The sequence below is a fragment of the Marseilla massiliensis genome (assembly GCF_016899855.1).
GTDB lineage: Bacteria > Bacteroidota > Bacteroidia > Bacteroidales > Bacteroidaceae > Prevotella.
The window spans coordinates 72,621-85,794 of sequence record NZ_JACJJG010000002.1; the positions used below are offsets into that span (position 1 = coordinate 72,621).

Genomic DNA, 13,174 nt, shown 5'->3' on the forward strand with positions numbered 1-13,174 from the left:
ACAAGCAGAACATGGATTACAAGAAATCAAAAGCTCCTACAAACACAGTGACCCGCAATATCATGGATCTGTGCAAGGAAACCGGAAACATTTATGAAAGCGTAGCCATTATTTCAAAGCGCGCAAACCAGATTTCAGTTGAAATAAAACAAGACCTGAGCAAAAAGCTGGCAGAATTCGCTTCATACAATGACAGTCTGGAGGAAGTTTTCGAGAACCGCGAACAAATAGAGATATCAAGATATTACGAGAAACTGCCTAAACCAACTCTCTTGGCAACGCAAGAGTTCGTCGAAGGCAACGTTTACTGGCGCGACACACAAAAAGACAACCAAAGGGATATGTAATGATACAACGCAAACAAACATTATTCCTTTTGATTGCTGTTGTGCTGACAATAATCTGCATATGCCTTCCATTAGGCAGCATTATGACAGACAACGGGCCACTCGGCGAAACATCCATAGTGTACAACTTGTGGATAACAAACGCCGACGGAAGTCATAGCTATATGATATGGCCTCTTTTCGCCATATTATTGATAACATGTACAATATCCCTGATGGCCATATTCTCTTACAGAAACAGAATAACCCAAAGCCGATTCTGTATGTTCAATATGCTGCTGCTATTCGGATGGTACGTAGTTTTTGCAGTAATTGCGTTCTACCAAGGCGATGCAGCCAGCCAATTCAAGGCTTCATTGACATCAGCCATACCGGCCATATCCATTATATTGCATTTTATGGCAAGGAAGGCCATATTGGCAGACGAAGCACTTGTACGTTCGGCCGACCGCATTAGATAACAAGAACAACATACAATAAGCCCCTGTAATGATATTATTTATGAATTCATTACAGGGGCTTATTATGTATTTAATTATCTTATCCGTAGATAATCTTTCCATTCTCATCCTCATACGGGGCGAGATCCTTTGCATATTGATTCATCGCACGAAGGCTCATACCCATAGAAGAGAATCCTCCATCATGATAAAGCGTCTGCATCGTGACTTTACGTGTAAAGTCAGAGAACATCATCACGCAATAATCTGCACAATCATCAGCCGTAGCATTACCAAGAGGAGACATCTTATTGGCAAAATCCATTAAGTTATCCATATCCTTGATACCCTTTCCTGCCGTAGTAGGAGTAGGCGACTGTGAGATACAGTTAATACGGACATTTTTCTCTCGGCCATAAATATAACCAAAACTACGCGCAATACTTTCAAGCATGCTCTTAGCATCAGCCATGTCGTTATAGCCGAAGAATGTACGCTGAGCGGCTACATAAGTCAAGGCTACAACCGAACCGTATTCAGCAATTGCGTCCTGTTTCTTCGCAACCTGCAACATCTTGTGGAATGATATTGCGGATATGTCCAAAGTCTTCTGGAGATAATTATAATCCAAGTCGTCGTATGTACGATGTTTACGCACGTTTGGGCTCATGCCGATAGAGTGGAGCACGAAATCGATTTTACCGCCAAGCAGACGCACCGATTCTGCAAACACCTTTTCAAGGTCTTCAACGCTGGTTGCATCCGCAGCTATCACCGGAGCGTTAAGCTGCTCGCTCAACTCATTGAGAGTACCCATACGCAAAGCCATTGCCGTGTTACTGAGAGTTATCGAAGCTCCTTCCTCAACTGCCTTCACAGCAACCTTCCATGCGATGGAGTCCTCATTGAGCGCGCCAAAGATGATACCGCGCTTACCTTTCAATAGATTGTGAGTCATTTCTTATAATTTTTGATTTGTAATATCTGTGTGCAAAATTATAACTTTTCAGCGATACTGACAAATCTTTCACCGAAAAAAGGCCTTACGGCAGTTTCCAGAATCTGCTTGTCATATCAATAAGCCGCCCGTCTGTACCACGCCGATATAATCTCTGGTTGGTTGAACGGTTGTCCAATCCTCCAAGAGACTCTATATACGGGCCAAGTTTTATATAGTCGAAAGAACCATATTCATCCTTATTGGTTACAGCACTTCTACCGCTATACCAGCCAACCTTAATTCCTGGATAGCGTTCATGAACATAACGTGAAAGAGCTGCGACGCCATCAGGCTCAGCATCACCACCCATAAAGCATACGCATGTTATCGCTCCACCATATTTATTTATAAAGCCGTCTATTACGTCTACGGTCAGAGGTTCACCAATATCTTTCCACAAATGCATGCTGTGACAACCGGAACACCGGAATGGACAATTAGAAATATTCACCGCCAATGTCACTTCATCAGGTATTTCCTGAAAGACAATGTCCGAATCAACGTATTTCAACATATTATCCGTTTTCTTATTTACTTATAAAATCAATCCACTTTGGCATAATACCTTCTCATGGATTCCTCTTGGCGGGCTGCCGAAAAATTACTTACACGCTTAAGGTAACCTATAACACGAGTCATATAATCAATGTTGTGACTGTGGCAATGAGGGCATTCTTTAAGATACCGTTTGTCTATATGTCCACAATCATTACAGATCGTATTTGGTATATTAAATGTAAAGTAATTGCATCCTTCCGTTGCCGCAACCTTCAAAAGCTGTCGATATTGAGGCTTTGAGAGATGTTCTTCCAGATTCATATGCAACGCCGAGCCACCAGTAAGATGTTCAATGTATGGAGCGCCATGTAACTTGAACTTGTCTATAACATTAAGAGAATTATCCTCTACTACATAAAAATAACTATTATAGCAATCGCGCGGAACAAAGTAACCATCCTCACGATCCCACTTTGCATGCTTTACGCCTACATTTTCGGCCGGTATCATCTCACAATTAAACAAAACCTCCTTTGACCGATATTGCTTATTATACTGTTCTATAATACCTAACACCGAACGGACAAAAGCAAGATAATCAGGATTATCGTTGATTTTCAAGCCAAGAAATTCCGCAGCCTCAACCAGTCCGTTAACACCTATTGTAAGATACTGGCGGGCGATATTGATATAACCGGCATCGAACAACGGCAACATTCCCGCACGTTGAAGTTCTTTTAGATTTTCATTATATGCAAGTTGCACCTTATGCACAAGGTCCGTAACGTCCGAAAGAAACTCCTTATAGTCAATACCTTGCTTTTCTGCGTATTGGACACATCTGTTAATATTTATCGTAAGTACGCTCTTTGATCCGGTCGATACACCACCAGCTCCCAATGTATAACTGAAACCATTATCCTGAATTTCGTTACGCAAACGGCAGCATGAACTCAATGAATCGGCATTGTCACTCATATAAGTAAAAAACGAGTGACCCTCCGAATACATCTCTGCTGTAAAATCGCCCCATTCCGTATCTATTACGTCTCCATTTTTCGTTAAAAGAGCCATTGTCTCGACAGGAAATGTCAAAACAGTCTTTGTACGTTCTTTATTAAACCACTTCATAAAACGTTTTTGCAACCAACTAAGGCTATCCCAATCCGGCTTGCTGCCATCAGGGAAACGGAACTCGCCAAACAAGCTTTCAAAATAAGGCCTGTCATAATAAGCAATATTCCAGAACACCGCCTGGTAATTACGCGCTCCTGAGGGCTGGTTGATTGAATACACTATCTGTTCAAAACAGTCAGTCACAATCTTGTCTATTGTGCGCTGTTTTATTGACATGTCAACAACTTTGTCGGCATTACGCCAATAATCAGAACCATATTCCTTTCCGATGAAATAGTTGAGATACATCAAGAATTCCGGTGTTGCGCAAGCACCGCTTAGCATACTTGACACCATGAACACCATATTGACAAAGCCCCCACAAAACGATTTCAGGTTGGTTGGCGCCGTAGAATTGCCACCTATCGACAGCGTGCCACCTATCAGCCACGGATACATCGTTATCGAAGCACAATAGTTTGCCAGGCTTGTTTCATCATTCTTATATATAAAGTGGCGGTCAAGCATGTAGATATATCTATCGGCAAGCTCCTTTCCATACATTTTCTTAATGCGGTCAGTAAGCAAACGGCGATTCAAACGTATAAAATTAGATTTAGGCAGTTCACCGATCAGTGTTGCTATGTTTTTATGTTCAACATTGGCATTAGCGTCATACTTCGAGCCTGTTGCAGCATTGCTTGCGGCACAATAGTCAGTCAGGAACTTCACTTTTTCAAGCGTCTCGCGATCTTCCGCATGGCGTTGACGATAAAGCATAAAACTTTTTACGACTTTATAAAAGCCCTCTTTCATCAAGGCTTCTTCAACATTGTTCTGTATATCTTCTACGGTCACGCCGTCAACAAGGTTCAAATGCGATATTATGCGTGAAACTCCATTGAGATCTATAGGTTCATTTACGGAATGAAAGGCTTTGATTATTGCATTCATAATCTTATCTAAGCTGAAGCGCTCCAGGCTTCCGTCCCGCTTGACAATCATAAAATCAGTTGTGTTCATCTTACTCAAAATAGACAATTTTTAATATAGTATTTATTATAAAGTTATCCATTTCGGTAAACTTTTAAATCATTATTGATATAAAAGTTTACCGTTTTAGTCAACTTTTTCGACTGCAAATATAAGAAAAAACAACAAAACTTTATATACATCATGGGAAAATAATCACAAAAAGATAAAATGCCGGAAAAGAAAGCTTCACAAAATCATTGGTTTTAAACAATGACTTAAACACATAAAGCATTTCTTTTCCGGCATCAAGACGGAATAAAAGATTTACGAAATTTACAATTTTACGGCTGATATATCAACCAGGTTATTTACAATGGCGTATATGGTCAGTCCCGCCGGGCTATGTATTTGCAACTTGCGCGCGATGTTACGGCGATGGGTAATAACCGTGTTTATAGATATGCAAAGATGGTCTGCAATCTCCTTATTAGTCATTCCCTGCACCAAGCTTACAATAACATCTTTTTCCCTATCGCTCAAAGACTCGCTGCTGTCATGGTTACGGCTAATCATTTTCGAGATTTTGGCACTTACATCATTCTGCTTGTACTTATGCTCAAGCTTCCTAATCGCCGGGATGAATATGTTTTCCTCCACCTGGGAATGATTCCCGAGCCATTCCTCATTATTATAAATGTCATAAAGCGTTGCCGTAAGCTGGTTGTTGTGTTTGATGTCGCTCGGCAAATACTTTATTATAATATTCTTCAATTCCTTCAGCTTTACGTCTATCTGCCCATGATGTTTAGAGAATGTCTCGATATCGTAATCGTCGCTTACCCTACCTTCCAGCAGACCGTCAACATATGGGAACACTGTCTTTTCCTCATACTGCATGTGTTTCCTTATCTCGTGCGCATATTCATCATACAATTTCATGATAAGACGCGCAAGATTGTCATTCTCATCGAGTGCATCTTCAAGTTCCTTGCGTATGGAAGGCAGCTGGAAATTGAGGTAATACTCATGCGAGGCCTTCAAATAATGAAGGAGCGTTGGTATAGAGAAACGTCCACCGTCATCAAAATCCCTATAGCCATTGATTGAAAAATTCACTACGGCAAGAAAAGTATAAGTGTCGACTCCCTGGTCTTCGCAAACCTCGCGCACGGTTTTATCACCGAACCCAAGATTTATACCAAACCTTCCAAGGCTCTGTAATATGTTATAATTGTCGGCGATAAGCGAAATCATCTTGTCGTCGGCCTCATACATCTTGTTATTTTTCATCTTACATAAAGCCGGCAAAGACCGACCCTCCGAAAAGTTCTTGTTCGTTATATTGGATGTTGCAAAATAACAAAAATTTTACGAAACAAGCAATCGCAACATATAGGTATTTTTTACATAACGGCGAAAATCATTGATACCTAAAACTGGTTAGAAAACTTACCCTCCATTTACAGCCGGTAAAACCATCCATAACTAAACATCAGCATCGGCACACCGTACACGTTGCGGGGAACATACAATCCAGCGTTACGCCACATAAAGGAAAACGCCTAAATAGGCCACATAAGCTGGGAAACAAGCCATAAAGGTTATAGAGAACAGAAATATTAACACGATTTAGCTTTTACGCTTTTCCATTTCCTTTACAAATTAAATTTGCGAAATAGAGAATTAAACACGAAAAAAGATGATTTAATCATCTCAGTTTTTGCCCGAGAGAAGGCAAAATGTAAACCATAAATTTACAATAAAGCGGAAACATCCATATAAAAAGCTACATTTCAGAACTTAAAAGACGGCCTTTAGCAATACGATGAACGGTCTTTAGCACAACAAAAGGCCGTCAATTGCAGCAATGCAAACAGTACATTGATTCACAATAAACAGTAAATCATTGATTGTCAAACACATACAAAAACAATGAATTTTCCGCCATATAAAAACAAAATGTCGGATTATAACCGCGACACGGTTTTCTAAGGCGTTAACGGTAAAAAACGCCGCTGTCTTATTAACATCATTTCACATCAGCATACGGTCATAATTACCGCCACAACGGAAAAGCAAGAAACTGTTTCCATTTTATGCGAAATGGATTGAGATGCATTTTTTAGGCGTTAACAAAGAGCAATGCGGTTTTTCCACAAAAAGAGTTCTGTAAAAAATCAATACATTTTCTTAACATACAAAAGATTAAACACATCCACTTTCATTCACAACACGGCTAATCAAAATCTTTTATGTAAAAAACAACTAAAATCCTCCCAACATGTAATAAAAACTATACAGCGCCGTTACAATAATAAACAACATAAAAAATAAGAAGCCTATGAAGTATTTTACATCGGAAGACAAAAAACCGTCAAGCAAGACTTTGAATTTTATCAGGCAGATAGCTTACACATACAGAGTCATCAACTTTAATGGGAAAAACGAAGTTTACTGTCTGAACTGAGCAACAATCAAAGAAAAATATGGCAACACTTGTTTCACCATCACTTCTCGCTGCAAATTTTCTTGACTTGCAGCGGGATATTGATATGATTAACCGCAGTGAGGCCGACTGGCTTCACCTTGATGTAATGGACGGCGTTTTCGTACCGAACATATCATTCGGATTTCCTATTATAGACGCCGTATCAAAAATATGCAAGAAACCTCTTGACATACATTTCATGATTACCAAACCTGAACGCTACATCGCCCGCACGGCGCGTACAGGCGCAATGATGATGAACGTACACTACGAGGCTTGCACACATCTCAACCGAACTGTACACGAAATACACGAAGCAGGCATGAAGGCGGGCGTGACACTCAACCCATCTACCCCGGTAAGCATGCTTGAAGACATAATCCAAGACGTAGACATGGTGCTGCTCATGAGCGTAAACCCAGGTTTCGGTGGGCAGGCTTTTATCGAAAACACTATAAACAAAGTAAAACGCCTGCGCCGGATGATAGCAGAAGCTGGCTCGAAAGCCGTAATTGAGGTAGACGGAGGCGTACAAGCTGAAACTGCTCCGAGGCTTGTTGCTGCCGGAGTTGATGTTCTTGTAAGCGGCAGCTACATCTTCAAGTCATCCAATCCGGAAGGTGTAATCAAGTCATTGAAAGCTCTTTAAAGTTAAAATAAAGAATTAAGGGGCGGGAATTAATGAAAAATACCATTATATTTAATAAAGGTATTTTTCATTAATTCCCGCCCCTTAATTCTTTATCAGTCAATAATCCAGCTGCAATGCGATGTTATATTCCTTCGACATTCGGCGTAGATTTAGTATCGCGTACCTCATCCTTCCAAGTGAAGTATTTATGCTAACGCCGGTAAGTTCGGCTATCTCCTTGAACGACAGGTCTTGGTAAAAGCGCATGAATACCACCTCGCGCTGGGTAGGCGGCAACATGTTCATCATCTTCTTGACGTCCGACATTATCTGATCGTTGACATACTTGTTCTCGACATTCACATCAAGCACATCATTTCCGCTAAGGTTGGACAAGTCATTCTCTTCCGTCGGTTCAACAAGATTGCGTGCGCGTTGTTCCCTATACCAGTCCATTATTACGTTATGGGCAATACGCATAATCCACGCACTGAACTTTCCGCTATCCACATAACGCTTCTGGTGGAGCTTGGTTATAACCTTAACGAAAGTTTCCTGGAACAAGTCGTTGGCCTTATCCTCATCCCTTACGACAAAGAAAATATATGAAAACAACTTATCTTGATTGCGGGTAAGAAGCTCGTCAAAAGCTTTATTATTTCCGTCTATGTATGACAAGGCCAGCTCCTCGTCTGTAAACGAATTAAAATTTTCCATTATTACTTTGTTTTTCTATGAAGTAATGATGTTTCGATAGGCAAAAATGATATTAAAATTAAAAATTATATGTTGCAAAGATAAAAAGTTTTACCCATTATACAAAAAATATTTAATAAAATACGCAACAATCCTTTGCACTTTAACAAATAATGCATAACTTTGCGACCAATAAGGTTCGATTTGCTCGATCAAAAAGGGAACGGAGTGCAAGTCTCCGACTGTCTCGCAGCTGTTAGTTCCTTTATGTCCATCAAGCAATGACACCACTGCCCCACTCCAACGGGGCGGGAAGGTGCTTGACGGCGGAACATAGTCAGAAGACCTGCCTTATTATAATGCCCACTCTCTCGATGTAAGGGACAAGGGCCGTACGGAATTTCACTATCCTGCGCATGATAACACGCGCTAAATGCAAAAGTCTGGGCCGGTAAAAGTATCGGCAAAAGACCTATATACAGGCATTAATAATGCACCAACAGCATAAACGGCCGTTGGCCATACATGTTTTTATTATATAAGTTACCTTAAGAAACAGGCAACACCGTGAGGTGCTGCCTGTTTTGCCGTTATAAAGGAAACTCGTATGCGTCAATTTTCTTTATCCCAAAGATTTTAAGATATTTCTCCTGGAAACCGAAAACAGCTATACGCTTGCCTTTATTTTCTGGATGATCAACAAGATTAAGCTGCTCACGCAATTTCTTCGAGCATGATGTTAGACACACTGAAATAGCCTCGTCCGTGCTGGAAGCGTTGACATTGTCCGACATAAGGATAGCTGTATCATAGCTGAAATCCGGCTCAAACTCGTATCTCACCTTATTTTTAGCTCCTGTAGCCGCACCAACAATATAACCTTCAACCCATACCTGAGTATAAATGGCATTGGTCTTGAACGTCATAACATCAACGACACTGCCTGTTGGAAAATCACCTACGTCATAGTCGTCATCCTCTTGGGAATCACCACTTTCTTCATGTTGCTCTTTCTGTGCATCTTCTTCATAATATTCCGCTTTCTCGCACGCAGTAAAAATCAGAAATAACGACAAAGGAAACAAAATAGACAATAATTTTTTCATGGCTTAGTCGATTAGTATTTATTATTTTCCAAATGTATGAAATTTATGTCAAAGCACAAAACTTAGAAGGACAAACATTACAAAAAAAGAGGTTGACGCAGGATGCTGTCAACCTCTGGCGATTTCGTTAAAAGCTCGAAATCATAAATAAGATGTCGCAAATATAAAGTTTTATGATGAATAATACAAATTTTTAATGTGAAAAATCAAATATTTAACATTTTTATCACTATCTATAACAAATTCGTAACATTATTATATTTTTCGGGACTGAATCTAACAATAGCTATCAGAGTCAAGAATTGATCCAATTTTCCAATATTTTCCGACCACAAGGTGTAAGCACGCTTTCCGGATGGAACTGTAGTCCACATATATCATATGTCTTATGGCGCATGGCCATTATCAGCCCTTCGTCGCTTTCGGCCGTAACTTCAAGACAATCGGGAAGCGTGTCCTTATCTACGACCCAACTATGATAACGGCCCATCTCCAACCGCTCCGGACATCCGGAAAATATTGGATCAATACCGAATTGTGTCCCGACGGTAGCCACTCCATGAAAAACATTCCTGAGATTAACCAGACCGGCACCGAAAACCTGGCCTATTGCCTGATGGCCAAGGCAGACACCGAGTATAGGTTTGGTGCCTTTATAGCATTCTATAACGTCAAGCAATAACCCTGCCTCACTTGGAATCCCGGGGCCAGGGCTAAGCACTATCTTATCAAAACATTCAAGACGGGACAGTTCAAAACTGTCGTTCCTGAACACACTTACCTCCGCACCAATGTCCTTAAACATATGTACAAGGTTGTAAGTGAAGCTATCATAGTTGTCTATTACCGCTAAAGTCATCATATATAATTACTGTTTATTGTCTGTTAGCAGACAGATTACTGTACAATTTGCCATTATTAAATCACGGACTATATCCTTTCTGCCATCTCGACAGCCTTACGGAGGGCTCCGAGCTTGTTGTTTACCTCCTGCAACTCACGCTCTTCATCGCTGCATGCAACAATGCCTCCACCGGCCTGCATCCATAATTCACCGTTACGGCTGACAAAAGTGCGGATGGTTATCGCCTGGTTCAGGTTTCCGTTCAGTCCAATAAGGCCTATACACCCACCATAAGCGCCACGACAATGCGGCTCGAGCTCACTGATTATCTGCATGGCCCTTACTTTCGGAGCTCCGCTCAACGTTCCGGCGGGGAATGTATCTATAAACGCCTTTACGGGGTCGACGCCATCATCAAGAAGTCCGCTAACACGGCTTACAAGATGAATCACGTGGCTGTAATACTGCAAGTCCTTGTATAATTCAACACGCACGTTATGGCAATTACGGCTAAGGTCATTACGGGCAAGGTCAACCAACATTACGTGTTCGGCATTCTCCTTAGGGTCGTTACGCAAAGTCTCAGCATTAATGCGGTCCTTTTCGGCGTCACCAGTCCTCTTCGTCGTACCGGCAATCGGGTCGATGTAAGCACGCCCGTTTTCTATCCTACAATGCGTCTCCGGGCTGCTGCCAAGCAGACGGAAGCCCCCGAAGTCAAAATAGAACAAATACGGCGACGGATTTATACTGCGCAACGCACGGTATAAAGCGAAGTCATCGCCTTCATACTTCTGGACGAAACGGCGCGACAACACGACCTGGAATACATCCCCGCGCATACAATGGGCTATTCCACGGCGTATGTTCGCCTTATGCTCTTCATCCGTAAGAGGCGAAGTTACATCGCCGATACGACTGAAAGGATATACGTTTATATTGCCTTTGCTCAGCCTGAGCATGAGTCGGTTCACACGTTCTGTAACGTCTTCGCCGTCAGCTGCCAGGGTAACAACCGTCATCTTGTTGTCAAAATGCTCGAATTCTATAACGTCCCTGAACAGCATGTAACAAATGTCCGGAGCATCATTCCTGTCAGCACCTTCATCCTTTACCGCTATGTCTTCAAAATACCTTACAGCGTTAAAAGACGTATAGCCATACAGTCCGCAACAACCACTACTGTCGCCCTCGATGTCAAACCTGCCCAAAAAGTCGTTTATAGCCATGCCGCAGGTATAGTCGCCGCTTATATCGGCTGTCGACATCGTGCCGTCCGGATACAAAAACTCCACCTTGCCACGTCTTACTGAAACACTGCCTATCGGATTTACGCATACGAAAGAGCGGCTGTTGGCCTTGTCGTGATAATCCGAGCACTCAAGCAAAACACTCTGCGGGCTCGTGTCACGCAAACGCATATAAACACTTACGGGAGTACATAAATCGGCAAGTGCCGTCGTTCTATTTACAGAATACCTGAACTTGTTTGTCGTCATAAAGCTTGTTATTATCAGGAATACTTGATTTTAATTTATTATCGCAGGCCATACTGACTGATGACAAAACCAGGCGCCTTATAAAAGGCCATGTCTTACACTGTAAAAGGTGGTCTTTTGAAGCGCAGAAGGCGGTCTTTCATAAGCCCAAAGGCCATGTATTGGAAACACGTCGGCTTTCAGCTCAACATCCGTTTGCAAGTGGCATATATTCAATAATCCCCCTGGCCCTTGATAAAAGGATGTTATCCGTTTACCGAAAACGGTTGTTACACTGTAACGCCAACAATTATCCATTCATCATTCACTATATATCATCACCATACTTGAGATAAGTTTCAATGTCCTTGTCGCCGCGTCCGCTAACCGTAAGCACAACTACATCGTCGGCGTTAAACTTCACCTTGCTTAACGCTGCTACCGCATGGGCGCTCTCTATGGCAGGAATTATGCCTTCGAGCCGTGTCAGCTCATAACCGGCACGTATCGCCTCGTCGTCATTTATTGCGAAAACCTTGCTGCGTCCTTTCGTCACCATATTACAGTGCATCGGCCCGACACCAGGATAATCAAGGCCGGCAGAAATAGAATAAGCCTCCTCTATCTGGCCATCCTCATCCTGCATGACAAGCATACGCGAACCATGCAATATGCCTACCGAACCACAATGGAGCGTGGCGGCCGTACGCCCGCTGTCTATTCCGCTACCGCCAGCCTCGGCCAGAATTATGCGCACATGTTCATTATCGGCATAATGATAAATCGTTCCTGCCGCGTTAGACCCTCCGCCAATGCATGCTATAAGGCAGTCGGGGTAATCACGCCCGGTCTTTTCACGCAATTGCCATTTCAATTCTTCAGAAATTATACTCTGCATCCGGGCCACAAGATCCGGATATGGGTGCGGCCCCATAGTAGAACCAACGACATAAAACGTATCAGACGGATGGCAACACCAGTATCTTATCGCCTCCGAACAAGCGTCACTGAGCGTCATATTGCCCGTTGTTACAGGACAGACCTCAGCTCCAAGCATTCTCATCCGCTCGACATTCGTATGTTGACGCTCTATATCCGTCTTGCCCATGAACACCTTGCAATCCATACCAAGCAGCGCGCAAGCCGTAGCCGTAGCCACTCCATGCTGGCCTGCGCCAGTCTCGGCTATAATATGCGTCTTACCCATTCTACGCGCCAAAAGCGCCTGGCCTATAGCGTTATTGATTTTATGGGCACCGGTATGGTTGAGGTCTTCACGCTTCAGATAGAGCCTGCAACCGTATTTCTCGCTCATACGCTTTGCATAATACAGAGGCGACGGACGCCCAACATAATCCTGCAAAAGGCTGTGGTATTCACGCTTGAAGTCATCGCTCTCCATAATAGGCAGGTAAGCGTCCTGCAAATCATGCACGCATTTATGGAGAATCTCGGGAATATAAGCCCCGCCGAATTCTCCGTAAAAGCCTTTATCGTCAACAAAATAAGTCATATCAATTATAATTTTAAGGGTTTATGTAAACATCCCGAAACT

12 protein-coding genes and 1 riboswitch are annotated in these 13,174 nt (G+C 42.3%); of the genes, 3 read left to right on the plus strand and 9 right to left on the minus strand.

Going from position 1 to position 13,174, the window contains the following annotated elements:
• Nucleotides 1-11: 11 nt before the first annotated feature.
• Both H6A34_RS01050 and H6A34_RS01055 read left to right on the plus strand, forming a co-directional pair.
• Nucleotides 12-347, plus strand: coding sequence for a DNA-directed RNA polymerase subunit omega (locus H6A34_RS01050; RefSeq protein ID WP_021948903.1), 336 nt, complete (start codon nt 12-14; stop codon nt 345-347).
• Entirely contained in the window at nt 347-808 is a 462-nt protein-coding gene (locus H6A34_RS01055; protein ID WP_205102919.1) for a DUF4293 domain-containing protein, read from the plus strand. The genes H6A34_RS01050 and H6A34_RS01055 overlap by 1 nt, the downstream gene beginning before the upstream one ends.
• A 79-nt stretch (nt 809-887) precedes the next feature.
• Here the strand turns inward: H6A34_RS01055 and H6A34_RS01060 are convergent, their stop codons facing one another.
• From H6A34_RS01060 to H6A34_RS01075, 4 genes are all read right to left on the minus strand, one after another.
• Nucleotides 888-1,745 carry an enoyl-ACP reductase FabI gene (locus tag H6A34_RS01060; protein ID WP_021948905.1) on the minus strand — a complete coding sequence of 286 codons (858 nt, stop codon included), beginning with the start codon at nt 1,743-1,745 and terminating at the stop codon, nt 888-890.
• 85 nt (nt 1,746-1,830) lie between these two features.
• Nucleotides 1,831-2,301 (minus strand): anaerobic ribonucleoside-triphosphate reductase activating protein, encoded by a 471-nt coding sequence (gene nrdG, locus H6A34_RS01065; RefSeq protein ID WP_205102921.1) that lies wholly within the window; start codon nt 2,299-2,301, stop codon nt 1,831-1,833.
• A 29-nt stretch (nt 2,302-2,330) separates the two neighbouring features.
• Nucleotides 2,331-4,424: an anaerobic ribonucleoside-triphosphate reductase gene (gene nrdD, locus H6A34_RS01070; RefSeq protein WP_205102966.1), complete on the minus strand. Its 2,094-nt coding sequence runs from the start codon at nt 4,422-4,424 to the stop codon at nt 2,331-2,333.
• A gap of 285 nt (nt 4,425-4,709) precedes the next feature.
• Nucleotides 4,710-5,666, minus strand: a complete 957-nt coding sequence (locus H6A34_RS01075) for a LuxR C-terminal-related transcriptional regulator (RefSeq protein WP_205102922.1) — start codon at nt 5,664-5,666, stop codon at nt 4,710-4,712.
• 1,196 nt (nt 5,667-6,862) lie between these two features.
• Here H6A34_RS01075 and rpe point away from each other — a divergent pair.
• Nucleotides 6,863-7,513, plus strand: coding sequence for a ribulose-phosphate 3-epimerase (gene rpe, locus H6A34_RS01080; protein WP_205102924.1), 651 nt, complete (start codon nt 6,863-6,865; stop codon nt 7,511-7,513).
• A 99-nt stretch (nt 7,514-7,612) separates the two neighbouring features.
• Here rpe and H6A34_RS01085 read toward each other — a convergent pair whose 3' ends face one another.
• The 5 genes from H6A34_RS01085 to trpB all read right to left on the minus strand — a co-directional run bounded on the left by H6A34_RS01085 (nt 7,613) and on the right by trpB (nt 13,132).
• Complete coding sequence (locus H6A34_RS01085; protein ID WP_205102926.1) at nt 7,613-8,212, minus strand: RNA polymerase sigma factor; 600 nt, start codon at nt 8,210-8,212, stop codon at nt 7,613-7,615.
• Nucleotides 8,213-8,369: 157 nt separating this feature from the next.
• Nucleotides 8,370-8,559: riboswitch (cobalamin riboswitch) on the plus strand.
• Between the two features lie 222 nt (nt 8,560-8,781).
• Nucleotides 8,782-9,297 (minus strand): DUF6359 domain-containing protein, encoded by a 516-nt coding sequence (locus H6A34_RS01090; protein ID WP_205102928.1) that lies wholly within the window; start codon nt 9,295-9,297, stop codon nt 8,782-8,784.
• A gap of 295 nt (nt 9,298-9,592) precedes the next feature.
• Nucleotides 9,593-10,156, minus strand: coding sequence for an anthranilate synthase component II (locus H6A34_RS01095; RefSeq protein WP_205102968.1), 564 nt, complete (start codon nt 10,154-10,156; stop codon nt 9,593-9,595).
• Between the two features lie 71 nt (nt 10,157-10,227).
• Nucleotides 10,228-11,640 carry an anthranilate synthase component I family protein gene (locus H6A34_RS01100; RefSeq protein WP_205102930.1) on the minus strand — a complete coding sequence of 471 codons (1,413 nt, stop codon included), beginning with the start codon at nt 11,638-11,640 and terminating at the stop codon, nt 10,228-10,230.
• A 307-nt stretch (nt 11,641-11,947) separates the two neighbouring features.
• Complete coding sequence (trpB, locus tag H6A34_RS01105; protein WP_205102932.1) at nt 11,948-13,132, minus strand: tryptophan synthase subunit beta; 1,185 nt, start codon at nt 13,130-13,132, stop codon at nt 11,948-11,950.
• Between the last annotated feature and the right edge of the window lie 42 nt (nt 13,133-13,174).